Annotated in this window: 25 protein-coding genes; 12 read left to right on the top strand and 13 right to left on the bottom strand. The window is 67.4% G+C overall.

What is annotated here, in order from left to right; all coding sequences use genetic code 11:
- Positions 1 to 7: 7 nt before the first annotated feature.
- Complete coding sequence (locus ACMV_RS03075) at positions 8 to 931, bottom strand: EamA family transporter (RefSeq protein ID WP_013639514.1); 924 nt, start codon at positions 929 to 931, stop codon at positions 8 to 10.
- Positions 928 to 1716 carry a creatininase family protein gene (locus ACMV_RS03070; protein WP_011941598.1) on the bottom strand — a complete coding sequence of 263 codons (789 nt, stop codon included), beginning with the start codon at positions 1714 to 1716 and terminating at the stop codon, positions 928 to 930. The genes ACMV_RS03075 and ACMV_RS03070 overlap by 4 nt, the downstream gene beginning before the upstream one ends.
- 85 nt (positions 1717 to 1801) lie before the next feature.
- Between ACMV_RS03070 and ACMV_RS03065 the strand changes: the two genes are divergently transcribed.
- Entirely contained in the window at positions 1802 to 3244 is a 1443-nt protein-coding gene (locus ACMV_RS03065) for a mannose-1-phosphate guanylyltransferase/mannose-6-phosphate isomerase (protein WP_007421372.1), read from the top strand.
- An 88-nt stretch (positions 3245 to 3332) separates the two neighbouring features.
- The gene (locus ACMV_RS03060) at positions 3333 to 4421 is read left to right on the top strand and encodes a PA0069 family radical SAM protein (RefSeq protein WP_007421371.1); all 1089 of its coding nucleotides are present in this window, start codon (positions 3333 to 3335) and stop codon (positions 4419 to 4421) included.
- A 12-nt stretch (positions 4422 to 4433) separates the two neighbouring features.
- On the opposite strand, the gene ACMV_RS03055 is transcribed toward ACMV_RS03060, so the two are convergent.
- The 5 genes from ACMV_RS03055 to ald are packed head-to-tail and all read right to left on the bottom strand — an operon-like array spanning position 4434 to position 9155.
- On the bottom strand, positions 4434 to 5795 hold the full coding sequence (locus tag ACMV_RS03055) for a glutamine synthetase family protein (protein WP_007421370.1): 1362 nt from the start codon (positions 5793 to 5795) through the stop codon (positions 4434 to 4436).
- 1 nt (position 5796) lies between these two features.
- Positions 5797 to 7173: an aspartate aminotransferase family protein gene (locus ACMV_RS03050; RefSeq protein ID WP_011941595.1), complete on the bottom strand. Its 1377-nt coding sequence runs from the start codon at positions 7171 to 7173 to the stop codon at positions 5797 to 5799.
- A 56-nt stretch (positions 7174 to 7229) separates the two neighbouring features.
- Positions 7230 to 7373 carry a capsid protein gene (locus tag ACMV_RS20715; RefSeq protein ID WP_138919125.1) on the bottom strand — a complete coding sequence of 48 codons (144 nt, stop codon included), beginning with the start codon at positions 7371 to 7373 and terminating at the stop codon, positions 7230 to 7232.
- 52 nt (positions 7374 to 7425) lie between these two features.
- A complete protein-coding gene (locus ACMV_RS03045; protein ID WP_007421368.1) occupies positions 7426 to 8037 on the bottom strand; it encodes a cupin domain-containing protein in 612 nt (203 codons plus the stop codon).
- Positions 8038 to 8039: 2 nt separating this feature from the next.
- Entirely contained in the window at positions 8040 to 9155 is a 1116-nt protein-coding gene (gene ald / locus ACMV_RS03040; protein WP_013639513.1) for an alanine dehydrogenase, read from the bottom strand.
- A gap of 423 nt (positions 9156 to 9578) precedes the next feature.
- Between ald and ACMV_RS03035 the strand changes: the two genes are divergently transcribed.
- The 8 genes from ACMV_RS03035 to ACMV_RS03000 all read left to right on the top strand — a co-directional run bounded on the left by ACMV_RS03035 (position 9579) and on the right by ACMV_RS03000 (position 18756).
- The gene (locus tag ACMV_RS03035) at positions 9579 to 10652 is read left to right on the top strand and encodes an ABC transporter ATP-binding protein (protein WP_231844475.1); all 1074 of its coding nucleotides are present in this window, start codon (positions 9579 to 9581) and stop codon (positions 10650 to 10652) included.
- On the top strand, positions 10649 to 11581 hold the full coding sequence (locus ACMV_RS03030; RefSeq protein ID WP_007421365.1) for an ABC transporter permease: 933 nt from the start codon (positions 10649 to 10651) through the stop codon (positions 11579 to 11581). The genes ACMV_RS03035 and ACMV_RS03030 overlap by 4 nt, the downstream gene beginning before the upstream one ends.
- A 10-nt stretch (positions 11582 to 11591) precedes the next feature.
- Positions 11592 to 12431, top strand: a complete 840-nt coding sequence (locus tag ACMV_RS03025; protein WP_231844474.1) for an ABC transporter permease — start codon at positions 11592 to 11594, stop codon at positions 12429 to 12431.
- A gap of 72 nt (positions 12432 to 12503) precedes the next feature.
- Positions 12504 to 13580 (top strand): polyamine ABC transporter substrate-binding protein, encoded by a 1077-nt coding sequence (locus ACMV_RS03020; protein ID WP_013639511.1) that lies wholly within the window; start codon positions 12504 to 12506, stop codon positions 13578 to 13580.
- Between the two features lie 135 nt (positions 13581 to 13715).
- Complete coding sequence (locus ACMV_RS03015) at positions 13716 to 15056, top strand: glutamine synthetase family protein (RefSeq protein WP_007421362.1); 1341 nt, start codon at positions 13716 to 13718, stop codon at positions 15054 to 15056.
- Between the two features lie 5 nt (positions 15057 to 15061).
- Positions 15062 to 16321 (top strand): NAD(P)/FAD-dependent oxidoreductase, encoded by a 1260-nt coding sequence (locus tag ACMV_RS03010; RefSeq protein WP_013639510.1) that lies wholly within the window; start codon positions 15062 to 15064, stop codon positions 16319 to 16321.
- A 60-nt stretch (positions 16322 to 16381) separates the two neighbouring features.
- Positions 16382 to 17863, top strand: a complete 1482-nt coding sequence (locus ACMV_RS03005) for a glycosyltransferase family 39 protein (protein WP_013639509.1) — start codon at positions 16382 to 16384, stop codon at positions 17861 to 17863.
- Positions 17860 to 18756, top strand: coding sequence for an alpha/beta fold hydrolase (locus ACMV_RS03000; protein WP_148360973.1), 897 nt, complete (start codon positions 17860 to 17862; stop codon positions 18754 to 18756). Before ACMV_RS03005 ends, ACMV_RS03000 begins: the two co-directional genes overlap by 4 nt.
- A gap of 110 nt (positions 18757 to 18866) precedes the next feature.
- On the opposite strand, the gene ACMV_RS02995 is transcribed toward ACMV_RS03000, so the two are convergent.
- The 6 genes from ACMV_RS02995 to folK form a co-directional block, all read right to left on the bottom strand.
- Positions 18867 to 20441: a 2-isopropylmalate synthase gene (locus ACMV_RS02995; RefSeq protein ID WP_007423002.1), complete on the bottom strand. Its 1575-nt coding sequence runs from the start codon at positions 20439 to 20441 to the stop codon at positions 18867 to 18869.
- Between the two features lie 240 nt (positions 20442 to 20681).
- Positions 20682 to 21770 carry a class I SAM-dependent RNA methyltransferase gene (locus ACMV_RS02990; RefSeq protein ID WP_013639507.1) on the bottom strand — a complete coding sequence of 363 codons (1089 nt, stop codon included), beginning with the start codon at positions 21768 to 21770 and terminating at the stop codon, positions 20682 to 20684.
- Between the two features lie 4 nt (positions 21771 to 21774).
- The gene (gene acpS / locus ACMV_RS02985; RefSeq protein ID WP_007421787.1) at positions 21775 to 22179 is read right to left on the bottom strand and encodes a holo-ACP synthase; all 405 of its coding nucleotides are present in this window, start codon (positions 22177 to 22179) and stop codon (positions 21775 to 21777) included.
- A 45-nt stretch (positions 22180 to 22224) separates the two neighbouring features.
- Positions 22225 to 24474, bottom strand: coding sequence for a RelA/SpoT family protein (locus ACMV_RS02980; RefSeq protein ID WP_013639506.1), 2250 nt, complete (start codon positions 24472 to 24474; stop codon positions 22225 to 22227).
- A 37-nt stretch (positions 24475 to 24511) separates the two neighbouring features.
- Complete coding sequence (gene rpoZ, locus ACMV_RS02975) at positions 24512 to 24922, bottom strand: DNA-directed RNA polymerase subunit omega (RefSeq protein WP_007421785.1); 411 nt, start codon at positions 24920 to 24922, stop codon at positions 24512 to 24514.
- A gap of 102 nt (positions 24923 to 25024) precedes the next feature.
- Entirely contained in the window at positions 25025 to 25531 is a 507-nt protein-coding gene (gene folK, locus ACMV_RS02970; RefSeq protein ID WP_013639505.1) for a 2-amino-4-hydroxy-6-hydroxymethyldihydropteridine diphosphokinase, read from the bottom strand.
- 101 nt (positions 25532 to 25632) lie between these two features.
- Between folK and ACMV_RS02965 the strand changes: the two genes are divergently transcribed.
- Both ACMV_RS02965 and ACMV_RS02960 read left to right on the top strand, forming a co-directional pair.
- On the top strand, positions 25633 to 26205 hold the full coding sequence (locus ACMV_RS02965; RefSeq protein ID WP_007421783.1) for a LabA-like NYN domain-containing protein: 573 nt from the start codon (positions 25633 to 25635) through the stop codon (positions 26203 to 26205).
- A gap of 6 nt (positions 26206 to 26211) precedes the next feature.
- Positions 26212 to 26847 carry a uracil-DNA glycosylase gene (locus ACMV_RS02960; protein WP_011941587.1) on the top strand — a complete coding sequence of 212 codons (636 nt, stop codon included), beginning with the start codon at positions 26212 to 26214 and terminating at the stop codon, positions 26845 to 26847.
- Positions 26848 to 26849 lie beyond the last annotated feature (2 nt).

Raw genomic sequence — 26849 nt, 5'->3', positions numbered from 1 at the left:
CGACGCCTTAACCGATTCCGGCCGCCGCGATCAGCACGACTCCAAGCCCGACCAGCACGAGGCCGGTGATCTCGCCGCGTTTGGTGCGTTCGCGCAGGAAGAAATGGCCGACCGCGAGGGTGAACAGGATCTCGATCTGGCCAAGGCCACGCACCAGGGCGACGTTGGTCAGCGCGAATCCGGCGAACCAGCAGCCGGAGCCGAAGGCCGAGAGCACGCCGACCGGCGCGGCGCGGCGCCAGAGGGTGAAGCATTTCGCAAGCTCGGCCCGGTTCCGCAACGCCATGAAGCCGCCCTGTGCCAAGGTTTGCAGGGCGTTGGTCACGGTCAGGGTCAGCAGCGCCTTGAGCAGGACCGGCGTGTCGGCGCCAAGCGTCAGTGTTGCGTTGCGCAGCAGGATCGCGGTGACGGCGAAGCTGAAGCCCGAGCCGAGACCGCAAAGGGCGGCGGGCTGCGCCGAGGCGCGCAGCAGGTCGGCGGCCGAGAATTTCTGGCCGGCGAAGGACAGCGCGAGAACGCCGGCGACGGCAAGCATGATGCCGACGATCGCCTCGGGCGGGATGCGCACGCCAAGGACGAGGACGGAAAAGATGACGAGCTGCGCCGCCTCGGTCTTCGCATAGGCGGTGCCGACCACGAAGTTGCGATGGCCGAAGGCCATGATCAGCAGCATGGTGCCGAAGATCTGCGCGACGCCGCCGGCAAGACAGTCGAGCACGAAGGCGGGCGGGATCGCCGGCAGGGACCGCCGGAGCAGGAAGAGGGCGGCGCCGAGCAGCAGGATATCGGCCGGCAGAGCATAGACAAAGCGGACGAAGCCCGCCGCCGGGGCGCTGAGCGCGCCGCGCAGCCGGGCCTGCAGCGCCGTGCGCCAGACCTGGAACAGGGCGGCGGCGATGGTGATCGGAATCCAGGCGGGAACGACGCTCATGTCAGGGAGGCCACATGGGCGCAGAACCGGACGGCGAGGGCGATGAGGTCGGCGATGACGGCGGCGCCGAGGGCGGGATCGGCGCCGGTGGCGTCAGCCGTGGCGGAGGACGGGGCGATTTCGGGATATTCGGCCGGAGCGTCGATCTCGACGTCCTCGAAGCCGATCGTGCCGAAGCCGATGACCGGGCAGCCGAGCAATCTGGCGCCGGGTGCGGGCTTCACCGCGAGGTCGGGGCGCGCGGCATCGGGGCGGAGGGCCAGGGTGATCGAGGCGAGCGGCTCGGCGCCGTGGCCGAACCGGCCGGCAGCGGGGCCGATGCGCCGCTCCATCAGCCGGCGGGCGACCTTCCAGAGATAGAACGAAGGGATGATCGGCCCGCCGGCGCGGCGGATCGAGAGGGTGACCTCATGCACCAGCGGCGCGTTGCCGCCATGACCGTTGAGGATGACGATGCGGTCGAGACCGGTGCGCCGGAGATCGGCGATCAGGTCGGCGAGCACGGCGCGGAATGTCGCGGGCGCGAGGGCGAGGCCGCCGGGAACCGCGCCGAAATGGTCCGCCGCGCCGAAGGGCAGCGCGGGTGCGGCGAGCGTCAATGTGCCGGCCTCGGTTGCCGCCCGCGCGATCCGCCCGGCCAGGGCGGCGGCGAGGCGGAAATCGCCCATCGGTGCGTGGGCGCCCTGATCCTCCTGGCTGCCGAGCGGCAGGAGCACGAGCGGGCGGCGCGGCAGCAGGGCGCGCAGTTCGGCGCTTGTCAGATCGTCGAGCCCGGTCTTTTCCATTTTTTCATCCTGTTCCACACGACGCCATGCTGGACGCAATGGCGGCCCGCTGGCAATGAAGCTGCGATGATTTGGGGGAGCCTGCATGCCTGATCAGACACAAGCGCGCGACGCCGGAATCGTTCCGGTCATTCTTGCGGGGGGGACCGGCACGCGGCTGTGGCCTGTGTCGCGCAAATCCTATCCCAAGCAATTCTGGCCCCTGATCTCCTCGCGCACCATGTTGCAGGAGACGGCGTCGCGCGCGCAGGGCGAGCTGTTCGCGGCACCCATCGTGGTGGCGAACGACGAGCACCGCTTCATCGTCGCCGAGCAGTTGCGCGGCAGCGGGCACACGGGGGCGCGGATCCTGCTCGAACCCGTCGGGCGCAACAGCGCGCCGGCGATCGCGGCCGCCGCGTTCCTGGTGGCGGAGGGCGATCCGGATCAGGTCATGTGGATCATGGCCGCGGATGCCTCGATCGCGGATGCGGCCGCCCTCGGCCAGGCGCTTGGCATCGCCGCCGCCGCCGCGCGGGAGGGTCACATCGTGACCTTCGGCATGCGGCCGAGCGTGGCCGAGACCGGCTATGGCTATATCGAGCAGGGCGAGACGCTCGCCGGGCATCATGGCGCGTTCCGCATCGCCCGCTTCGTCGAGAAACCCGATGCCGCGACGGCGGCGACGCTGATCGCCGACGGACGGCATTACTGGAATTCAGGCATGTTCGTCGCCACCGCCCGGACCATGCTGTCGGAAATGGAGCGCCTCGCTCCCGAAGTTGCCCGCAGCGTGCGCGCGGCATTCGACACGCGCCGCCCCGACCTCGATTTCATCCGGCTCGATGCGGAGGCCTTTCGCGGCTCGCCGGAAATCAGCATCGACTACGCGATTGCGGAAAAGACCGATCGCGCCGTGGTCGTGCCGGCCTCGCTCGGCTGGTCGGATGTCGGCTCGTGGTCGGCGATCTGGGAGATCGCGGAGAAGGATGCGGCAGGCAACGCGGCGCTCGGCGATGCGGTGATCGAGGACTCGACGGGCTGCTATGTCCGCAGCGACGGCGCGGTGACGGCGGTGCTCGGCCTCGAGAATACCGTTGTGGTCACAACGCCGGATGCCGTGCTGGTCGCGCACCGCGACAAGGCGCAGAACGTCAAGCGCGTGGTGGACGCGCTCAAGCGGCTGAAGCGCCCCGAGGCCGAGGATCACAACCGCGTCTACCGCCCCTGGGGGTTCTATGAGAGCCTGATCCAGGGCGACCGCTTCCAGGTGAAGCGTATCGTGGTGATGCCGGGCGCGAAGCTCAGCCTGCAAAAGCATTTCCACCGCGCGGAGCACTGGGTGGTGGTGGCCGGCTCGGCGCTGGTGACGCGGGACGAGGAGACGCTTCTCGTGCGCGAGAACGAGAGCATCTACCTGCCGCTCGGCTGCGTGCACCGGATGGAGAACCCGGGCAAGATTCCGCTGACCCTGATCGAAGTGCAGTCGGGCTCGTATCTCGGCGAGGACGACATCGTCCGCTTCGAGGATACATACGGGCGTAGCTGACGGGCGTAGCTGAAACAGTCCATGTTCCGTTTTTGTTCTTGACTTCGCGCCGGAATTCCGGTGTGTTGACCAAGAACGGAACGAGAACATGGAAACGGTCATTCCCCGAAAGCTGCGGCCGGATGGTCGCGGCACAAGACTGGACCCGCCGAACCGGTTCGAGACGGTGCGGCAGGACGCATTCGATGACGGCTGGGGCACGCTGGACGAAGCGCCGCCGCCACCGGCCACCGTGCTGATCCGCGATGCGACGAAATCGGTCATCAGCCGGAACGACAGCCCGGATCTCGGCTTCGATCGCGGGCTGAATCCCTATCGGGGCTGCGAGCATGGCTGCATCTATTGCTATGCGCGGCCGACCCATGCGTGGATCGGCATGTCGCCGGGGCTCGATTTCGAGACGAAGCTGGTCTTCAAGCCGGAGGCGGCGACGCTTCTGGAACGGGAGCTTTCGCGCAAGGGCTACCAGGCGGCGCCGATCGTGCTCGGATCGAACACCGACCCGTATCAGCCGGTGGAGCGGCAGCTGCGGCTGACCCGCGCGGTGCTGGAAGTTCTGGAGCGGTTCGGGCATCCGGTGTCCATCGTCACCAAGTCGGCCGGGGTGCTGCGGGATGTCGACATTCTCGGGCGGATGGCAGCGCGCAACCTGGCCCGTGTGCACCTCTCGGTGACGACGCTGGACGCGCGACTCGCGCGGGCGATGGAGCCGCGCGCGGCGGCGCCGGGGCGGCGGCTCGATGCGATCACAGGACTGAAGGCGGCGGGAATTCCGGTCGGCGTGCTGGCGGCGCCGATGATACCGGGGGTGAACGACGCCGAGCTCGAGCGGATTCTCGAAGCGAGCGCCAGGGCCGGCGCGTCCTGCGCCAGCGCCATCCTGCTGCGCCTGCCGCACGAACTCGGCGCATTGTTCGAGGACTGGCTGAAGCGCACCATGCCAGACCGCGCCGCGCATGTGCTGAGCCTGATCCGCCAGACCCGCGGCGGCGCGCTCAACGATGCCGCGTTCGGCAGCCGGTTCCGCGGCACCGGCGCATATGCCGCGCTGCTGCGCGCGCGCTTCCACCGGGCGGCGCGGCAGTTCGGGCTGAGCGACGCGCCGCCGCCGCTCGATTGCGGGCAGTTCGCGAAGCCGCCGGCGAAGGCGGCATCCGCCCAGCTTTCGCTGTTCTGACGTGGCGCCGGGTCAGGCGTTCTTCAGATAGGCGTCGTACTCGACGTCCGAGATCCGGCGACGGAACTCGGCGATTTCCTGGCGCTTGCAGGCGGCGAAGATGGACTGGAAGCTTTCGCCGAAGATCGCGCGGGTAAGGGGCGAGCTGGCGAAGCGCTCGGTGGCCTGGCTCCAGGCGATTGGCAGGCGCGGCGCGGTGGCGGCCACCTTGTCGCCGAAGGTTTCCTCGCCCGGATCGGCCCCCTCCCCGATCCCCTTGTCCATCGCGCCGAGCAGGGCGGCGAGGACGAGATAGGGATTGCAGTCGGCCCCGGCGACGCGGTGCTCGATGCGGGCCGCGGCGGGGTCGGCATTGATCACCCGGATCGAGGACATGCGGTTGTCGTGCCCCCAGTCGCCAAAGACGGGCGCGTGGGTGCCGGGGGCGAAGCGGCGGTAGGAATTGGCGTGCGGGGCGAAGGTCAGCATCGTGTCCGGCATCGCCGCGACGAGGCCGCCGAGCGCATGGTAGAGTGCCGGGGCGGCGCGCGCGGCATCGCCGGTGAAGACGTTGCGGCCGGCGCGGTCGAGCAGCGAAACATGGACATGCATGCCGCTGCCGGCCCAGTTGCCGAAGGGCTTGGCCATGAAGGTCGCGGCGAGGCCGTGCTTGCGGGCGATGTGCTTGACCGAGCGCTTGAACAGCACCGCGTCGTCGGCCATGCGCAGCGCATCCGCCGCGTAGTGCAGCGTGACCTCGAACTGGCCGGGGCCGTTCTCGCTGATCAGCGTGTCGAGCGCGATCGACTGGGCGTCCGCCGCGCGCAGAAGATCGCGCAGCACGGGTTCGTAGTCGTGGATCTCCCAGAGCCCCAGCGTATCCGTCTGCCACCCGCGCCAGTGGCTTTCATCGGCGCCGCGCGGGGCGACACGCTGCCCGCCGGTCCGGTTCGGGTCGAGCAGGTAGAATTCCAGCTCGATCCCGACCGCCGCGGTGAGGCCGCGCGCGGCGAGGCGGTCGATCACGCGGGACAGCACGCCGCGCGGATCGGCGTAGAAGAGCGAGCCGTCCGGCTCCTGCATGGTGAGCAGCGCCTGGGCGGCGCGGCCCTCGGCCCAGGGCATGATGGCGACGCTGTGCGGCACGGCGAAGCACTTGCCGTCCGGGTCGCCGGTGTCGAAGGCGATGCCGCCCTCGACGATGTCCCGCCCCCAGATGTCGAGCAGGTAGGCCGAGCGCGGCAGGGCGACGCCGCCGGTAAACAGCGCGTCCGCCCGGTCGCGCTGCAGCCACTTGCCGCGGGGAACGCCGTTCACATCGATGATGAACGCCTCGATCAGCTCGCAATCGGCGAGCAGCGCGCGCCGGTCCGCCGACGCCGCCATCGCGTCCATGTCAGACCGCCATCTCGCCGCGCACTTCATCCATCGTCGCGGTGATGGCGCGACGGGCGCGGGCGACCATGTCATCGATTTCCGCTTCGCCGATGATCAGCGGCGGCGCGAACACCATCGTGTCGCGCACCGCGCGCATCACCAGGTCGTTGGCGAAGCAGTGGTCGCGGCAGATCGTGCCGACGCGGCCCGTCTTCTCGAAGGGGCGGCGGGTGCGCCGGTCGGCGGTCAGCTCGATCGCGCCGATCAGGCCGACGCCGCGGATCTCGCCGACGATCGGCAGGTCGTCCAGCGCGGCATGCAGCCTTTCGCGCAGGATCTCGCCGCTGGCGGCGGCGCGGGCGGCAAGATCCTCGCGCTCGATGATGTCGAGATTGGCGAGGGCGACGGCGCAGGAGACCGGATGACCGGAATAGGTGAAGCCGTGATAGAACTCGCCGGTCTCGTTGATCAGCACCTCGGCCACGCGGTCGCCCACCATGACGGCGGAGAGCGGCGCGTAGCCGGAGGTGATGGCCTTGGCGAGGGTCATCATGTCAGGCTGGATGCCGAAGGTTTCGCAGCCGAACATGCGGCCGGTGCGGCCGAAGCCGCAGATCACCTCGTCGGCGATCAGCAGGATGTCGTTCTCGCGGCAGATGCGCTGGATTTCCGGCCAGTAGGTCGCGGGCGGGATGATGACGCCGCCGGCGCCCTGGATCGGCTCGCCGATGAAGGCGGCGATGTTGTCGGCCCCGAGTTCGGCGATTTTCGCTTCCAGCGCGCGGGCGGCGTGCACGCCGAATTCGGCCGGGTCCATCTGGCTGCCGCGGCCATACCAGTAGGGCGGCATGATATGGGCGAAGTCGGGCAGCGCGGCACCCTGGCGGTGCATGTCCTTCATCCCGCCGGCGGCAGCACCCAGCGTGGTCGAGCCGTGATAGCCGTATTCGCGGCCGATGACGATGCGCTTGGCGGGCTTGCCGCGTGTGATCCAGTAGGTGCGGGCCATGCGCAGCGCGGTATCGACCGCTTCGGAGCCGGAGCAGGCGAAGAAGGCGTGGTTCAGGTCGCCCGGCGCCATCGCGGCGAGACGCTCGGCGAGGGCGATGACCGGGCGCGTCGAGGTCTTGAAGAAGGTGTTGTAGAAGGGCAGCGCGCGCATCTGCGCCGCCGAAGCCTCGACCAGTTCCTCGCGCCCGTAGCCGGCGGCGACGCACCAGAGGCCGGCCATCGCATCGAGGACGCGGCGGCCCTGATCGTCGGTCAGCCAGACGCCGTCACCGCCGGTGATGATGCGGACGCGCCCCTCGTGGAGGGATTTGTGGTCGGAAAACGGGTGGAGATGGTGGGCAGCGTCGGCCGCCTGCCAGTCGAAGGCAATGGTCTGGTCGGACATGATCTACTCCGTTGTGTCGTGCGTGGGTGACGGCCGGGGCCGCGTGACGGCAACGATCAGGAGCGGGGCGGGCTGAAACCGATTCGCGCGCAGAGGCGCAGCATCTCGGCTTGCAGGTCGAGGCCGGCGCGCGGGGCGACGAGGCGGAGCGTCGCCGCGCGGCGGGCCGGATCGGACCTGGTTTCACCGAAGCGTGTCATCGCGTGACACAGTATCGGCTCCGGCGGCGCTGTTCAACCGGAATGTGCCGGTTCAGAAGCTCGGCGGTGTGTTGGCGCTGATCACCTCGCAGACCTCGTCGAACGGGTTGCGGAAGCGATGCGGGATCCGGCTGCGGAAATAGTAGGCCTCGCCGGCGCCGAGGGTGCGTTCCTGGTCGCCGACGGTGACGACGATGCGGCCGCGGATGATGACGCCAGCCTCCTCGCCCTCGTGACGGAGCATCGCCTCGCCGGTATCGGCGCCGGGGCTGTAGGTTTCGTGCAGCATCTGCAACGCCCGGTCCTTCAGGCGCCGACCGACCATGCGGAAGGAGATCCGCTCGTCGAAGGCGATTTCGGTAAGGTCGGCGGCGGTGAAGAACACATCCTCCGGCGCGGTCAGATCGAGCGTGAAGAACTCGGCGAGGGACATCGGGATGCCATCGAGGATTTTCTTCAGCGAGGAGATCGACGGGCTGACCCGCCCCTGCTCGATCAGCGAAATGGCGCCGTTGGTCACGCCGGCGCGACGGGCAAGCTCGCGCTGGGTGAGGCCGAAGATCTGGCGCATCCGGCGCAAACGCGCGCCGACGCCCGCATCGGCGGCGGTTGCCGGATCGGATGGATCGGGAGGGTCTGGCGGTTCGGGCGCGTCGGCGTCCATGCTCAGGCGAGAACCTGCTCGACCGGCAGCAGGTCGTGACCGAGGGCTGCGGCGACCGCCGGGTGGACGATCCGCCCGTTAGCGACGTTGAGACCGGCGCGCAGATGCGGATCGGCGCGAAGGGCCTCGCGCCAGCCCTGCCTGGCGAGGCGCAGCGCGTAGGGCAGCGTCGCCTGGGCGAGGGCGAAGGTCGAGGTGCGGGGGACGGCGCCCGGCATGTTGGCGACGCAGTAATGCACGACGCCGTCGACCACGTAGGTCGGGTTGTCGTGCGTGGTGGGCTTGCTGGTCTCGAAGCAGCCGCCCTGGTCGATCGCGACATCGACCAGCACGGCGCCGCGGCGCATGTGGCCGAGCATGTCGCGCGTGACCAGCTTCGGCGCCGAGGCGCCGGGGACGAGGACCGCGCCGATGACGAGATCGGCGTTGAAGACGGTCTGCTCCAGCGCTTCCGTGGTGGAGAACATCGTTTTCAGCCGCGGCCCGTAGAGATCGTCGAGCTGGGCGAGGCGGGCAATCGACTTGTCGAGGATGGTGACATCGGCGCCCATGCCGAGAGCGATGCGGGCCGCGTTAGTGCCGACCACGCCGCCGCCGAGCACGACCACATGGGCAGGCGGCACGCCGGGCACGCCGGCGAGCAGGACGCCGAAGCCGCCTGCGGCCTTCTGCAGCGACACGGCACCGACCTGCACCGCCATGCGGCCGGCGACCTCGCTCATCGGCGCCAGCAGCGGCAGGCGGCCTTGCGCGTCGGTCACGGTTTCGTAGGCGATGGCGATGGCGCCCGACTGCATCAGCAGCTTCGCCTGCTCCGGATCGGGGGCGAGGTGGAGATAGGTGAAGAGGATCTGACCCGGGCGCAGGCGGCGGCATTCCTCGGGCTGCGGCTCCTTCACCTTCACGATCATCTCGGCTTCGGCAAAGACGGTTGCGGCATCCGCGGCGATGGCGGCACCGGCGCGCACATAGGCCGCATCGTCCATGCCGATCCCCTCCCCCGCGCCGGTTTCAACCAGCACGCGGTGGCCGTTTGCGTGCAGCTCGCGCACCGAAGCGGGCGTGAGGCCGACCCGGAATTCGTTGTTCTTGATCTCCCGCGGAACGCCGATCAGCATGGACAGAATCCTTTCGCGACGCTGTAGTGTTTAGAATAATAATCAGAGCCTAGCCGCGCCATCCCGCTCGCGCAACCAGCTTACGCGATCGTCGCTTACATTCCGCAAAGAAAGACCAAATCTTTCAACCGAAATCCTGTGCCGTCCCGGGAAATTTCGACATCATGATATTTTGTCGTTGATTATTCTTGACGACCGTCGCGACTTTCGCGATGCTTTGCGCATTGGGAGCATAAGCCAGCACAAGAACCGAACCGTCCGGCAGGGACCACCTGCCCGAAAGCTGGGAGATCGCATGAAGTGGATTACTGCGCCGGAACGCCGTGGCGCCGCGCGAACGTCATCAACGGGGGCTTGCGGCTGATGGCGGGCCCGGTAGTCTCGGCGGCCATGAAACCGCACGACGCAGCAAGCGAACCGGCCGTGGCCGATCGACGCGGCCAGATTGTCCTCGAAGACATCAGCCGCGTTTTCGCCGCCGATGTCGTTGCCGTAGACCGCATCAATCTGGTGATACATCCAGGCGAATTCTTCACCCTGCTCGGCCCTTCCGGCTGCGGCAAGACCACGTTGCTGCGCATGATCGCCGGTTTCGAGACACCCGATTCCGGACGCATCCTGGTCTCCGGGCGAGAGATGCAGGCGGTGCCGGCGCATCGCCGTCCGGTGAACACGGTGTTCCAGTCCTATGCGCTGTTCCCGCATCTGACGGTGGCGGAGAACATCGCCTTCGGGCTGCGGATGCGGGGGGTCGCGAAGGCTGAACGGCGCGAGCGGACACGGCGGATCATGGAACTGCTGCAGATCGACGCCTTCGCCAATCGCAATCCGGCGCAGCTTTCCGGCGGGCAGCGCCAGCGCGTTGCCCTCGCCCGCGCGCTGGTCAACGAGCCCGAGGTGGTCCTGCTCGACGAACCGCTTTCCGCGCTCGACGCCAAGCTGCGCGCGGAATTGCAGGTCGAGCTGATGCGGATGCAGAAAAGGCTTGGCATGACCTTCATTTTCGTCACCCACGACCAGCACGAGGCGCTGGTGATGAGCGACCGGATCGGGGTGATGCAGCGCGGGCGGCTGCTCCAGGTCGGACCGGTGCTTGATGTGTATGAGCGGCCTTCGAGCGTTTTCGTCGCCGAATTCCTGGGGCTGTCGAATATCTGGCCAGTCACCGCCCTGCCCGGCGGGCTGATCGACACGCCGCTCGGACCGCTGGCGATCGGCAACCCGGATCCGGCCTCCGGCACGGCGATGATCCGGCCCGAGAAGATCTGGATGTACAGCGAAAGCGGCGCACCGACGGGGCGGCCGAACATGGTTGCCGGCGTGGTGCGCGAGGCGATCTACATGGGCGCCTCGACGCAGTACCGGGTGGAGCTGGAAAATGGCGCGCCGCTGCTCGTCTACGACACCAACAACCAGGCGGCCGAACGCAGCTGGCGGCCCGGCGAGGCGGTGACCTGCGAGCTGAAGCCCGAAAATATCGTGCTCATCGGCTCATGAGCGCAACGACGGCAGACGCACGGCGAGGCAGTGCCGCGCGGGCGGAGCGCCTCGGCCGCGCCTTGCGGCTTTGGGTCACCGCCGGGCCGGGCCTCACCTGGATCGTGCTGTTCCTCGTATTGCCGAGCGCCATTCTGCTCGGCATCGGTTTCTTCACCTCGGGCAGCTATGGTGGACCCGAATTGCCGCTAACCCTGCAGCCGTTGCGCGAGGTTGCCGGCTATTCGATCCTGGGCTGGAGTTCCGGCAACATCACGGTGCTCGTGCGGTCGCTCATCCAGGCAATGAGCGCCGGCGTGCTGACCGTGCTGTTCGCCTATCCGGTCGTGTTCTACATCGTCACCCGCCCGCCGGCGGCGCGGCCACTTCTGCTGCTGTTCATCGTGCTGCCGTCCTGGACCAACCAGGTGGTGCGGACCTATGCGTGGATGGAGCTGCTTGGGCCGGAATCGGCGCTGTCGCATCTCGTGCAGTCGCTCGGGCTGCTGCAGCCGCATCTCGGCCTGTTTCCGGGCGTGCTCGCGATGCAGATCGGGCTGACCTACAATTATTTGCCCTACATGGTCGTGCCGCTCTACGCCGCGGCGGAGAAGCTCGACTGGGCGCTGGTCGAGGCCGGGCGGGATCTCTACGCCTCCGGCCCCAGGCTGTTCTGGAACACGGTGTTTCCGCAGACGCTGCCGGGGCTGCTCTCGGGCATCATTCTCGTCGTCATCCCGGCCTTCGGCGATTACGTGGTGCCGACGCTGCTCGGCGGCGGCAAGTCGATGATGATCGGCTCGCTGATCGCCTCGCAGTTCCTGGAAACGCCGAACTGGCCCTACGGGGCGGCGCTGACGATCTTCATGCTGGTGTTCACCTGTGCGGGGCTGCTCGCCTTCCGCGTGCTGAGCAAGCGGCTCGGCGGCGCCGAAGAGAGCATGATGTGAGGCGCGGATGATGGCCATCTCGATGGGAAAATCGACGCGCCGTTCGCTGCTGGCGATGAGCCTGCCGGTCTATCTGCTGCTCTATGCGCCGCTCCTTCTGATCGCGATCTTTTCCTTCGCGCCGCCGCCGCTGGCGAAGGGACAGACCTTCTACTGGTATGCCGACCTGCTGCATTCGCCCGAGGTCATCGCGGCGTTCCGGCGATCGCTGACGCTGGCGATCGGCTCCTCGATCCTGGGGACGGCTCTGGGCACGCTGATGGGCTTCGGCCTCTATCGTTACCGCGACCGCAACGCGACCGGCATCGCCAGCGCGCTGCCGAGCCTGATCATCTACACGCCGATCATCATGCCGAGCCTGGTGTTCGGGATTTCGGAGCTGATCTTCTTCAGCTTCATCCACAGCGCGACCGGATTTCTGGCCGCCGGGCTGCTGACGATGGGCATCGCGCATGTCACCTTCGAGGCACCGTTCGTCGCCCTCGTGGTGTTCGCGCGGCTGTCGGGGCTCGATCCCAACATGTTCGAGGCCTCGCACGATCTCTACGCCGATGCGCGGCAATCCTTCCTGCACCTGACCGTGCCGGTGATCCGGCCGGCGATCATCGGCGGTTTCCTGCTCGCCTTCACGCTGTCGATCGACGATTTCACGATCAGCTTCTTCACCGCCGGGCCGGGCAGCACGACGCTGCCGATCTACATCTACAGCGCGGTGGCGCGGAAGGGCGTGTCGCCCGACATCAACGCGCTGGCCACGCTGATGATCGCCACCGTCATCGGCACCGGGCTGCTGCAATACATGTTCACGAGAAACCGGGCGCGAAAGCTCGTCGCGCGACCTGGAGACTGAGACGGACGAGCCGCACAGGCAACGGATGACGACGCGGCAACGCGGATGAATCAACGCTACAGGAGGTTTTTGATGAAGGGACTCATGGGGAAGATCGCGGGAGGTGCGCTTGCCGCGCTCATCGCGATCGGCGGTGGCGCGCCGGCCGCGCATGCCGCGGGCAAGACGCTCTACCTGTTCAACTGGCAGGACTATATCGGCAAGGGCCTGATCAAGAAGTTCGAGGCCTATTGCGGCTGCAATGTCGTGCAGACGTACTACGATTCGAATTCCGAACTCGACGCGAAGCTGCGTGCCGGCGGCGACTCGCAGTATGACGTGGTCGTCCCGTCGAGCTACTACATTCCGCAGCTCGTCCAGCAGGGGCTGATCCGCAAGCTCGACAAGTCCAAACTGCCGAACTTCAAGAATTTGCTGCCGCGCTTCCAGAACGTCAGCTACGATCCGCACGACACTCACGTCGTCCCCTATCAGTGGGGCACGATCGTGATCGGCTACAACAAGGACAAGATCAAGAACCCGCCAGAGAGCTGGGCAGCACTGTTCGACCCGAAATACAACGCGAGCTACCCGTTCTCGATGATGAAGGGTTCGGGGCGCGATCTGATCGGGGCGGCCTGCGCCTATCTCGGCGAGGGCTTCGCCTGCAAGACCAAGGCCGCCTGGATCAAGGCGGCGAAACTGATCGAGAAGCAGGTCAAGCGGCCGAACTTCTCCGGCTTCGTCGATGGCGATCCGACGATGCAGCAGCTCAAGAAGGGCGTCGTCGCGATCGGGATGACCTGGAGCGGCAGCGTCGCGCAGTGCTATGCTGACAAGACCTGCCTCAATATCGGCTGGATCCTGCCCAAGGAAGGCTCGGAGGCCTGGGTGGACAACATGGCGATCCCGACCCACGCACCGAATCCCGAGCTCGCCTACAAGTTCATCAACTTCATCCTCGGTGCCAAGGAGGGGGCGGAGCTGTCGAACTTCAACATGTATCCGAGCCCGAATGCGGCCTCGGAGCCGTATCTCGACAAGGCCATCAAGCAGCCGCTGGTCACGCCGACCGCGGCGCAGATGAAGCGGCTCAGCTTCATTCCCGCGCTGACGCCGGCGCAGACCAAGGAATTCGGTGCGATCTGGACCGCGGTCCGCCAGCACTGAACGACGACGGCGCGCCCGAGCCGGGCGCGCCGGAACCGTGGCGGCGGGACCGCGGACCCCACGCCACACATCCGAAACCGGGCATCGTCGCCGGTGGAACATCATGTTCCCGCCGGGACTGCTCCTGAGGCACACATGACCGACCTGGCCGAATGGTTCAACGAACACCGCATCACTGAAGTGGAGTGTCTGGTTCCCGATATTACCGGCATCCCGCGTGGCAAGATCATGCCCGCGCAGAAATTCCTTCGCGGCGGCGCACCTCGCCTGCCGGAGAGCATTTTCATCCAGTCCGTGACGGGAGAATATCCGGAAGACCCGGAAGACACGCTGACCGACCCTGCGATCATCGACATCAACCTGATCCCCGATCCCGCGACCGTCCGCCTCGTGCCCTGGGCGCATGAGCCGACAGCGCAGATCATCCACGACTGCCAGTATTCGAATGGCCGACCGGTGACGATCGCGCCACGGCAGGTGCTGCGCCATGTGCTCGAACTCTACAAGGAGCGTGGCTGGCAACCCGTCCTCGCGCCGGAACTGGAGTTCTATCTGGTCGGGCGCAATACCGACCCTGACTACCCGTTAGTGCCGCCGGTCGGCCGCTCCGGGCGGCAGGAAACCGGGCGGCAATCCTACTCGATCGACGCGGTGAACGAATTCGATCCGCTGTTCGAGGAGATGTACGATTTCTGCGAAATGCAGGAACTTGATCTCGACACGCTCATCCATGAGGAAGGGGCGGCCCAGGTCGAGATCAACTTCCTGCACGGCGATCCGCTGAACCGGGCCGATCAGGTGTTTCTCTTCAAGCGCACGGTTCGCGAGGTCGCGCTGCGCCACGACATGTATGCCACCTTCATGGCCAAGCCGATGGGCCAGGAGCCGGGCAGCGCCATGCATGTGCACCAGAGCGTGGTCGACCTCGAAACCGGGCGAAACCTGTTCGCCGACCAGGACGGGCGGCCGAGCCAGCTTTTTCTTTCCTTCATTGCCGGATTGCAGAAATACATTCCGGCGATCATGCCGATCTTCGCGCCGAACGTGAATTCCTATCGCCGGCTCACGCGGTTTTCCAACGCGCCGATCAACCTGCAATGGGGGCATGATAACCGGACCTGCGGCCTGCGTGTGCCTTACGGCGAGGCCGGCGCGATGCGCGTCGAGAACCGCGTGCCGGGGGCGGACGCGAATCCCTATCTCGCCTTCGCCGCCTCGCTCGCCTGCGGTTATCTCGGCATGATGGAAGGGCTGACGCCGACTCCGGCCTTCCGCGGCTCGGCCTATTCGCAACCCTATTCGCTGCCGCGCGAACTCTCGCACGCGCTCGAGATGATGGAACAGGCGCGGCCGCTGATCGACATTCTCGGGCAGAAGCTCGTCGAGGTGTTCGTCGCGGTGAAGCGGCTCGAATACGAGACCTATCTGCGGGTGATCAGCTCGTGGGAACGCGAACACCTGCTGCTGAACGTCTGAACCGCATGGCCCTGTCGAACTACTACGAGACCACGGCGCGGTATGACGCGACGACGGCGCCGCTCGAAGGCGACCTGCGCTGCGATGTCGCGATCATCGGCGCGGGAATGACCGGATGCTCGGCGGCGCTGCACCTCGCCGAGCGGGGCTATCGCGTGGTCGTGCTGGAGGGCGAGCGCATCGGCTTCGGCGCCTCGGGGCGGAATGGCGGGCAGGTGCTGCCGGGCTTCGCCGCCGATCTCGGCAAGCTCCGGCGGCTCGCCGGCGATTCGGTGGCGAAGGCGCTGTGGGAGATGTCGCTCGAGGCGGTGGACCTCGTGCACGCGCAGATCGCGCGGTTCGCGATGCCGTGCGACCCGCGGCGGGGCTACCTGCATGTGGCGGTGAAGGACCGGCAGGTGGGCGAGCTCGAAGCCTGGCAGCGGGAGCTCGAGGCGCTCGGGCTGGAGGGGTTCCGGCTGCTGCGCGGTGCGGCGCTGCAGGAGCGGCTGCGCAGCCCGCGCTACCTCGCCGGGCTGCTCGACCCGGTCGCGGGCCATATCCATCCGCTGAACTACACGCTTGGCCTTGCCCATGCGGCGATGGCTGCGGGCGCCGTGATCCATACGGGCACGCGGGTCGCATCGATCACGTCGGGGGATGAGGTGGTGCTGAAGACGGCGCGCGGCAGCGTGCGCACGGGGCATTTGCTGATCTGCGGCAATGCCTATCTCGGCACGCTGGTGCGGCCGATCGCCGGCTATGTGATGCCGGTCGGCACCTATATCGTCGCGACCGAGGCGCGGGCGGATGTGCGCGATCTCATTCCGCATGACGAGGCGGTGGCGGACCTCAATTTCGTGCTCGACTATTTCCGCCGCAGCGCCGACGACCGGATGCTGTTCGGCGGGCGGGTGTCCTATTCCACGCTGCCGCCGCCCAATCTCGGCGCGGCGATGCTGGTGCGGGCGAAGCGGGCCTTTCCGCAACTCGCGGATGCGCGGGCCGAGCATGTGTGGGGCGGCAATGTCGCGATCACCCGCAACCGGCTGCCACATTTCGGCCGGCTCGGCCGCAACGTGCTGTTCGCCCAGGGGTTTTCCGGGCACGGCGTGGCGCTGACCGGGCTTGCGGGCCGGCTGATGGCCGAGGCGGTGGCCGGCCGCGCCGAGCGGTTCGACACCTTCACCCGCATTCCGCATGCGCGGTTTCCGGGCGGCCCGCTGCTGCGGATGCCGACGCTGGTGCTGGCGACGAGCTGGTTCCGGCTGCGGGACATGCTCTGACCGGGTTGCCAGAAACAACAACCTGTGGTTGCTATTCGGGGTAAGCCCGGAGCTGAAGCCATGCGCCCTGCCCGCCTTGCGCCCGCGCTGTGCGGCGCCGCGATCCTGCTCGTCGCGATCGCGTGGCGCCGCGGCGGCGAGTATGACGAGTTCTATTCCGTCTTCCTCGTTGCCGGGCATCCGCGGCCGGACTGGCCCGCCCTGCCCTTCGGCGCCGGCGCGGCGCGGGCGTTCTATCGCGGCCATGCGGGGTTCGGCGCGATTGCGACGGGCTTGCGGCGGGGCGATGTGCATCCGCCGCTGTATTTCTGGCTGCTGTCGCTCTGGCGCGACGCGCTCGGGGTCGGGCTGTTCCGGCTGCGGCTGCTCTCGGTCGTGGAGACGCTGGGCGCGCTGGCGCTGCTCGGGCGGATCGCCTTGCGGATGGGCATCAGCCCGTCCCTCACGATCGCGATCACGACGCTGTTCTACGGCTTCGCCTATACCGGCATCGTGGCGCGGGATTTCGCGCTGGCGACGCTCTGCGCGATGGCGGGGACGCTGCTGGCGATCGACGCGGCGCGCGGCGGCAGCGCCCGCGCCGGGTTTTGCGCCGGCGCGCTGTTGGGGGCCGCGTGTTTCAGCAATTACCTCGCCAGCTTTACCGCGGTTGCGGTGGGTCTCTGGCTGGCCTGGATGACGTGGCGGCAATGGCGAGTGTGGCTGGCGGCGGCGCTGGGCGGGGCGGCGTTCCTGCCGGCGGGGCTGTGGTTTTTTCTCGCCCAGGCGGGGTCGCGGCGGGGGCAGTTTCCACCGTTTCGCCTCGCCCCGGCGCTGGGCGCGCTGGCGCGGGACCAGGCCGGCGCGTTGCTCGGCGCCCTGCCCCGCGAGGTGCCGGCCGCCTTCGCAATGCCGGTTGCGGCGGTGCTAGGGGTGGGGCTGGCCGGGTTGCTGATCCTCGTCCTTCACGACGGGCGGCGGGCGCTCGGGCGGGATGACCGGGCACTGCTCGCGGCGGGGTTCGCGGCATCGCCGCTCGGCCTGCTGGCGTTGGGCGCGGCGTTCGGCAACCAGCCTTTCGAGATGCGCTATGTGTGGCTCGGCCTGCCCTTCGCCGGGCTGGCGCTGGCCGCCTCGCTGCGGCGGCGGCCGTGGGCGCTCGCCGCCTCGCTGGCGGTCGGGGCGACGTCGGTCGCGGGGCTCGCGCTTTCGCCGGCGACGATGCAGCCGGCCGCCCGCATGGTGCGGGCGGCGGCGCGTCTGCCGGCGGGCACGCTGGTCATTGTCCCGTTCGGCAATGACGGGGTGGGCGTGCCGGGACCGTTCGTGGCGGCGGCGCCGGCGCAGATGCACATTCTGGTGGCACGGGCGGCGGGAGCGGCGGTGCTGGCGGCGGCACGGCCGTATCCGCGCATCGCCGTCGCACGGATCGAGGCGGATGGGGCCAGCCGCGCGCTGGTGCCGCGTCTCGCCGCCCTGTTCAAGGCCGCACCCTGCTGGCACTCTGTGCCGGCGGGACCGCTGCTTGCGGTGTTCGCCAACACATGCCGGGAGCGGAGATGAGCGGGTTTTTCGAGGGGTTCAGCGAAACGACGGCCGATCTCGGCGACGGGCGGCAGTTCCGGCTGCGCAGCGGCGGCAGCGGGCCGCCGCTGGTGATGCTGCACGGCATGCCGCAGACCCATTGCATGTGGCACCGGATCGCTCCCGCGCTGGCCTCGCGCTTTACCGTGATCTGCCCGGACATCACCGGCTATGGGCTGAGCTACAAGCCGGCGGCGAGCGAGGACCACGAAGCCTATTCCAAGCGGCGCATGGCGCGAGACATCGTCGACCTCGTCGCACATCTCGGGATCGGCCGCTTCGCGCTGGTCGGCCACGATCGCGGGGCGCGGGTGTCGCACCGGCTGGCCCTCGATCATCCCGAGCGGATCTCGCGCTTGGCACTGCTCGACATCATTCCCACGATCGAGCATTTCGAGCGCACCGACATGCGCTTCGCCATGGGCTATTATCACTGGTTCTTCCTCGCCCAGCCGGCGCCGCTGCCGGAAGACCTGATCAACCGCGACGCCGGATACTGGCTGCTGTCGCAGACCGCCCGGCACAAGACCGCGAAGGCGGTGTTCGACGAGGCGGCGATGGCGGATTACCGGCGGGCGATGGCCGACCCGGCGACGGTGACGGCGATCTGCGAGGATTATCGCGCGGCGGCTGCGATCGACCTCGACCATGACCGCGAAAGCCGGGCACGGCGGGAACGGATCACAGCCCCCTTGCAGGTGCTGTGGGGGTCGCGCGGGCTGGTCGGCGCGCTCTACGATCCACTGGAGATCTGGCGCGGATATGCGTCAGGCCAGGTGGAGGGGCAGGCCATCGAGTCGGGTCATTTTCTCGCCGAGGAAGCCCCGGAGGCGACGCTGGCCGCTCTCCAGGAATTTCTGGCGGACGGATAGAGCATCATCCGATCAGATAAAGATGCTCTGTTTATCAATATGATAGAGCATCATCCGATCAATTAGGATCGGAAAATGCTCTATCGCGCCGCCCGCCAGAAGGGGTCGGGTCAGGCGGTCAGCGCCGCCGGTTCCTTGCGCTCGCGCTTGACGATCAGCTTGTTGAGCGCGTGGACATAGGCGCGGGCGGCGGCGACGATCGTGTCGGTATCCGAGCCCTGGCCGTCGACGCTCTTGCCGTTTTCCTCGAGGCGCACACCGCATTTCGCCTGCGCATCGGTACCTTCGGTGACGGCGCCGACGGTGAAGAGCTTCAGCTCCGCCTCGTGCGGGCAGATCGCGCGGATGGCGTTGAAGGTGGCATCGACCGGACCGTCGCCATGCGATTCGTGCACCTTCATCTCGCCATCGACCTCGAGTTCGAGCCGGGCGCGGGGCTTCGCCTTCGAGCCGGCCCAGACTTCCAGCGCGACGAAGCGGATGCGGCTCTGGTCGCGCAGCACCGTTTCGTCGAACAGGGCGGCGATGTCCTCGTCGTAGACCAGCTTCTTGCGGTCGGCGAGGTCCTTGAAGCGGCGGAAGGCGTCGTTCAGCGCGTTGTCGCCGACCTCGCCATAGCCGAGGGCGCGCAGCTTGTCGCGGAAGGCGGCGCGGCCGGAATGCTTGCCGAGCACGAGGCTGGTCTTCTGCCAGCCGACCGATTCGGGCGTCATGATCTCGTAGGTCGCCGCGTTCTTCAGCACGCCATCCTGGTGGATGCCGCTTTCATGCGCGAAGGCGTTGCGCCCGACGATCGCCTTGTTGGGCTGCACGTCGAACCCGGTGATGGTGGCGAGCAGCTTGGAGGTGCGCAGGATGCGCGGCGTGTCGATATTGTTGCGGTAGGGCACCGCGTCGTGCCGGGTGCGGATCGCCATCACGATCTCTTCCAGCGCGGCATTGCCGGCGCGCTCGCCGATGCCGTTGATGGTGCATTCGATCTGGCGCGCGCCGGCCTTGATCGCGGCGATGGTGTTGGCGACGGCGAGGCCGAGATCGTTGTGGTTGTGGGTCGAGAAGATCACCGCATCGGCGCCGGGGACGCGCTCGCGCAGCATGGTGAAGATCCGCGCGATGTCTTCCGGCACGGCGTAGCCGACCGTGTCGGGGATGTTGATCGTCGTCGCGCCGGAGCGGATCGCCGCCTCGACGCAGCGGCAGAGGAAATCGGGCTCGGTGCGGCTGCCATCCTCGGCCGACCACTCGACGTCGTCGGTATAGTCGCGGGCGAGGGTGACGGAGCGGACCACCGCCTCGAGCACCGCGTCGGGCTCCATCCGCAGCTTGTATTTCATGTGCAGCGGCGAGGTGGAGATGAAGGTGTGGATGCGCTTGCGCTCGGCCGGCTTCACCGCCTCGCCGGCGCGGACGATGTCGTCGCGGCCCGAGCGGGCGAGGCCGGCGATGACCGGCCCCTTGATGGTTTCGGCGATGCGGCGCACGCTTTCGAAATCGCCCTGGCTCGCGATCGGGAAGCCGGCCTCGATGACGTCGACGCCGAGTTCGGCGAGGGCTTCGGCCATGCGCAGCTTCTCGTCGAGATTCATCGAGAAGCCGGGCGACTGCTCGCCATCGCGCAGGGTGGTGTCGAAGATGAACACGCGATCGTCGGGGACCGCGCCGAAATTCGGGTGATGGATCGTCATGGAATGCACTCGCTCTGCTGGGGAACCGTTGGGTAGCCTCGTCTTTCTCCCCTGTGCGTGCCGGTTTTCAGCCGGGTGTTACGCCCAGGGGTCGATAAGTCGAAGCGCGAGCGGAAGGCTCCGCAGCACGGTGGCGGCGCGGGGCAGGAAAAGCGCGGAACGGAAAACCGTCTGGCTCATGCAAGGATGAGTAACATGGCGGCTTCGCCGCGCGCAAGGTTTTGCTGCCCCGCGTTCCGGTCAGAGGCCGAGGACGACGACGCTTTCGAGATGGTCGGAGCCGGGGAACTGGTCGATCGGGGTGGAAGCGAGCAGGCGGTAGCCGGCGCGGGCGAAGGGGGCGGCCTCGCGCGCGAGCGCCTCGGGGTTGCAGCTGACATAGACGATGCGCTGCACCTTTGCCTCGACCAGGGGGGCGATTTGCGGGCCGGCGCCATCGAAGGGCGGATCGAGCACGACGCAGGCAGCACCGGCAAGTTCCTTCGCGGTGACGGGACGGCGGGCGAGGTCGCGCCGCTCGGTGTCGATCCGCCCGGCCTGGCCGCCGGTCCGCGCCGCCTCATCGAGCGCGGCCAGCGCCGGGGCGCTGCCCTCGACCGCATGCACCCTTGCATGGGCGGCGAGCGCGCCGGTGAGGGTGCCGATTCCGGCATAGAACTCGACGATCCGCGACTTGCGGGTGAGTTTCGGCGGCAGGCCGGCGAGCACGGCGGCGCGGATCGCCGCCTCGCCCTCGAAGCTCGGTTGCAGGAAGGCGGCGGGCGGCGGGAGGACGACGAGGCCGGCGCAGTCGAGCGTGGGCGGGCGGCGGATCAGCACCGGCTCGGCGCCGAGGCTGATTCGCGGCAGGTCGTGCTCCTGCGCGAAGGCGACCAGCCGCGCCCGGTCGGCGGCGGTGGCCTCGCCATCGAGCGCGACCGACACGTCCGCCCCTGCATCGAGGAGGTTGACCCGGACATCGGCACTCTTGCGCAGCCCCTGCAACCGGGCGAGCAGCGCGCGAAGCGGGTCGATCAGCGCTTCGAGCTCGGGCCGCAGCAGGGGGCATTCGGCAATGTCGACCACCGTGCGGGAACGGGTCTCGTGAAAGCCGAGCCGGACGGCGCCGGCGACGCGCGCGACGGCGAAATCCGCCCGCCGGCGGGTGCCCATCGGGATCGAGACCACCGGCGCCGGATGCGGGTCAGCGAAGCCGGCCCGCGCGAGGGCGGCGGCGAGCCGGGCGTGCTTCGCCTCGGCAAGCGCGGCAGGGGCGACATCCTGCGCGCTGCAGCCACCGCAGACGCCGAAATGCCGGCAGACCGGCACGACCGTCGCCGGAGCGGTCATCGCGTCACGCGCCGTCCCGCGCTTCGATGATCACGTGCGCGTAGGCGTAGGGATATTCATCGGTCAACGAGAGATGGACAAAGGCACTGCGCCCGGGGGGCGTGAGCGCGGCGAGACGCTCGGCAGCGCCGCCGGTGAGGGCGAGCGTCGGCTGGCCGCTCGGGAGATTCACGACGCCGAGGTCCGACATGAATACGCCGCGGCGAAAGCCGGTGCCGAGCGCCTTGGCGCAGGCTTCCTTGGCGGCGAAGCGCTTGGCGAGGGTCGCGGCGAACTGCGCCGGGCGCCGGGCGGCGCGGCGGCGCTCGGTTTCGGTGAAGACACGCTGGATGAACCGCTCGCCGAAGCGTTCGAGCGTGCGCTCGACGCGGCGGATGTCACACAGGTCGGAGCCGATGCCGATGATCATGCGAGCGTCATAGCCATAGAGGGCGGCAGCGCCAACCCGGCGGGGTCAGGTGCGGGCGCGATCGACCTGGGCAACGCCGCCGGCGGCGCGCAGCCCGGCGATGACCTGGGAGAGATGCCGCAGGTCGCGCACCTCGACATCCATCAGGCATTCGAAGAAATCCTGCTGGCGGTGGATGATCTTGAGATTGGCGATCGCGCCGTCCTGCTTGGCGACCGCGTTGGCGATGTTGGCGAGGGTCGCCGGCGCGTTGGAGGCGATCACGCTGATCCGCCCGGTGAACGGCCGTTCGCGGCCGTTGCCATCGCGCGTGCCTTCCTTTCCCGGGCCGATCAGGGCGTAATCCCAGTCAACATCGATGAACCGCTCCGGCGTGTTGGCGAAGGTCTCGAGGGTGAGGCAGTCGCGCGTGTGGATGGTCACGCCCTTTCCGGTGGCGATGATGCCGACGATCTTGTCGCCCGGCAGCGGGTGGCAGCAGCCGGCGTAATGCACCTCCATGCCGGAAATCAGCCCGGTGATGGGCAGGCCGGTTCCGCGCGCGGGCGGCCGCGGCGCTCGGGCGAGCATGCCGGGCACCATGCGCGGCGCACGGCTTTCGCGCAGATCCGGATAAGCCGCCTGCACCACATCCCGGGCTGCGAGATTGCCGGTGCCGACCGCAACATAGAGGTCGTCGAGGCTGGCCTGCTTGAGCGCCTTCAGCGCAACTTCCAGAACTTTTTCGGAACCGTCCACGCCGTCCTGGCGGAATGCCTTGGCGAGGGCGGCCTTGCCCTGGTCGCGATTCTGCTCGCGCAACTGGCCGGCGATGAAGCGGCGCACCCGCGATCGCGCCTTGCCGGTGACAACGAAACGCTCCCACGACGGCGAGGGCGTTCCGCCACGGGCGGTCAGGATCTCGACCTGGTCGCCGTTCTGCAGTTCGTAGCGCAACGGCATCAGCCGGCCGTTGATACGGGCGCCAACACAGGTATCGCCAATCTGCGAATGCACCGCATAGGCGAAATCCACTGCCGTCGCGCCGCGGGGCAGCTGAATCAGCTGCCCCTTCGGAGTGAAGCAGAAAACCTGATCCTGATAGAGCTCAAGCTTGGTATTCTCGAGGAATTCGTCAGGCGCAGAAGAGTTCTCGAGAATTTCGAGCAGGTCCTGCACCCAGCGGAACTGCTTGACGTCGGCGGCAGAGGCCTCGCCCTGCTTGTAGAGCCAATGGGCGGCGACGCCGTTTTCCGCGATCGCATGCATCTCCGGTGTGCGGATCTGCAATTCGATCTTCTGGTTGCGCGGATGGCGCAACGTCACCCCGGTATGGAGCGACTGATACATGTTCGCCTTCGGGGTCGAGATGTAGTCCTTAAATCGGCCGGCAATGACGGGAAAGGCCGCGTGGATCGCGCCGAGGGCGACGTAGCACTGCTCGCGTGTCGGCACGATGATGCGGAATGCCATGATGTCCGACAACTGTTCGAAGGCAACGTTGCGCCGCTGCATCTTCTCCCAGATGGAGTAGATCGACTTCTCCCGACCGGAAATATCAATGACCTCGACCCCAGCCTCCTTGAGGATCCGACCGAGTTCGGCGCGCACCTCGTCGATGACATCGGCACCCTGGCCGCGCAGGAAGTTCAGCCGGGCCTGGATCGAGTCGTAGGCTTCGGGGTCGAGCACCGCGAAGGCGCGGTTCTGCAGTTCGACCTTCACCCGGTCCATGCCGATGCGCTCGGCAAGCGGCGCGTAGATCTCCATCGTCTCGCGCGCGATGCGCGCGCGGCGCTCCGGTGAGCGGACGAAATGGATCGTGCGCATATTGTGCAGGCGGTCCGCGAGCTTGACGAGCAGAACACGGATATCTTTGCTCATCGCCAGCACGAGCTTGCGGAAATTCTCCGCCTGCTTGGTCCGGTCCGACTGAAGTTCGAGGCGGGTCAGCTTGGTGACGCCGTCGACCAGCCCGGCGACCTCAGCGCCGAAACGGCCTTGCAGCGCCGGGAGGGTAACCTTGGTATCCTCGATGACGTCGTGCAGCAGGGCAGTGACGATACTGCGGGCATCGAGCCGGTAATCGGCCAGGATGTCCGCCACCGCGAGCGGATGGGTGATGTAGGGATCGCCGTTTTCGCGGGTCTGCCCCGCATGGGCCTCGGATGCGACGCCATAGGCGTCGTCGATCAGGGCGATATCGACTTTCGTGTCATAGCCGTTGATCCGGCTGATCAACGGCTTGAGCGCCTCGTGGGTGACGGCGGTGCCCGCGAGACCTTCGGGCGCGAGGAGGGGGTGGTTCACGCCCATCCCGTCAAGCGGCGCGCCCACCGGAAAAAGACCGGTCTCAGCGGCGCGGTCGTCCGCCGCCGAGTTCGGCCTCGATCGCCGCGGCGATGTCCTCGGAGGTCATCTCCTCGGATTCGGCGGCCATCGCTGCGGCTTCCTCCTCGGCGGAGACGTCCTGCAGGCCGAAGATGTTCTGATCGGTCGGGATGAGGTCCTGAACCTCTTCGTCCGCCGGTTCCGGGTCCGGCACGCGAGACAGCGACTTGACGAGATCCTGCTCGAGACCGCCGAAATCGACCGTGGAATCAGCGATCTCGCGCAGTGCGACCACCGGGTTCTTGTCGTTGTCGCGATCGATCGTGATCGAGGCGCCCCTGGAGAGGTTCCGCGCGCGCTGGGCGGCGAGGAGCACCAGTTCGAACCGGTTGGGGATCTGTTCGATGCAGTCTTCGACGGTAACGCGTGCCATGTGGTCACTCCAGCAGGGCGCCCGCAGGCACCCGGAAAACAGAAACAGCTTTGAAAATAGCAGAGCGCCGCCCGGCATGCAACCAAACCGGGACGTCCCTTTCTACCAGAGGCGGATTTCGCCTTCCGCACGTTCCGGCAGCGCGGAGAACAATTCCCTTGCCGGACGTAGCAGCAGAGGATGCACCCAATCAGGCGCGACATCAAGCAGCGGCCGGAGCACGAATGTCCGCAAATGAGCGCGCGGATGCGGCAGGATCGGCGACCCGGTCTCCCGCACCATCCCGTTCACGTCGATCAGGTCGAGATCCAGCGTGCGTGCCGCATTCGGAACCGACCGGACGCGGCCAAACCGAGCCTCGATCTCGTGCAGTGCCTCGAGCAGCGCAACGGGATCAGGCGCTCCCGAAAACCGGACGACGCCATTGCAGAAATCCGGTTGCGTCGGATCAGGCGGAACCGGGCGCGTGCGATACCAGGATGAGACAGCCACAAGGTGAATTGTCTCAATTTTCTGCATCTCTTCCACCGCATGAAAACATGTGTCATACGGTGAGCCGTCATCTGTAAGGGGCAGGTTGGCACCGAGTGCGATCAGGATCATGAACACATAACTATACTAATGTGAAACTTTCGCGTAAACGTTATGTGGCGACCTGCTTTTAACAGATTGATTTATTCCGAAAAATTTTACGTCGAAAGGTTACGGCCATGCGCCTGCTTCCACAAGAAAAAACTGCATTATTCATCGATGGCGCAAATCTCTACGCCGCGTCGCGGGCGCTTGGCTTTGATGTCGATTACCGGCGGCTTCTCGATTTTTTTGACCGGGTCAATCTCGTGCGCGCTTATTATTACTCGGCGTTACTCGATACCGAAGAATATTCGCCGCTCAAGCCCCTCACCGACTGGCTGGCCTATAATGGATATACGCTGGTGACCAAGCCGGCGAAGGAATTCACTGATGGCGCCGGTCGCCGCCGGGTCAAGGGGAATATGGATATCGAGCTCGCAATCGACATGCTGGAAATGGCCCCGCATATCGACCATGCGATCCTGTTCTCGGGCGATTCCGATTTCCGCCGCCTCGTCGAGGCGGTGCAACGGCGCGGCGTGCGCGTATCGGTCATCTCGACGATCAAGACCAGCCCGCCGATGATCGCCGACGAATTGCGCCGCCAGTCTGATCAGTTCGTCGACCTGGCTGACATAGCCAACGAGTTCACTCGGCGGCAGACCGAACCGCGGCCCCGGATGCAGCGCGCCGAAGCGACGCAAGACTGATCCGGCGTGTCGGCGCAACCGGCGCGCGACTGCGCGCTCTGCCCTCGCCTGTCCGGGTTTCGCGCAGCGAACCATGCGAAATTCCCGGGCTGGTTCAACGCTCCCGTGCCGTGTTTCGGGCCGGAGAACGCCAGGTTGCTGGTGGTCGGGCTCGCGCCGGGGCTGCGTGGCGCCAACCGGACCGGCCGGCCCTTCACCGGCGATTTCGCCGGCCACCTGCTGTATGCCACGCTGATCAAGTATGGCCTTGCCATCGGCGTCTATGCCGAGCGGCCGGATGATGGGCTGGAATTGCGGGATTGCCGCATCATCAACGCAGTTCGTTGCGTGCCGCCGGAGAATCGTCCCCTGCCCGCCGAAATCGCTGCCTGCAACGGCTTCCTCGCCCGCGACATCGCAGCGATGACGCAGCTGCGCGGCATTCTCGCTCTCGGCGGAATCGCCCACCAGGCAACGCTGCGGGCCTTCGGCCTGAAGCAGAGCCATGCGAAATTCAGCCACGGCGCGATGACGGAACTGCCGGGCGGTATCGTGCTCGCGGACAGCTTCCACGTCTCCCGGCTGAATACCAATACCGGGCGGCTGACCGCGGCGATGTTCGAGGCTGTCGTCGGCGCGCTGCTCGCGCGGATCGCTGCCTGAGT

The sequence above is a fragment of the Acidiphilium multivorum AIU301 genome, from assembly GCF_000202835.1.
In the GTDB taxonomy this organism is placed as follows: domain Bacteria; phylum Pseudomonadota; class Alphaproteobacteria; order Acetobacterales; family Acetobacteraceae; genus Acidiphilium; species Acidiphilium multivorum.
This window is presented reverse-complemented; position numbering and strand designations above follow the sequence as displayed.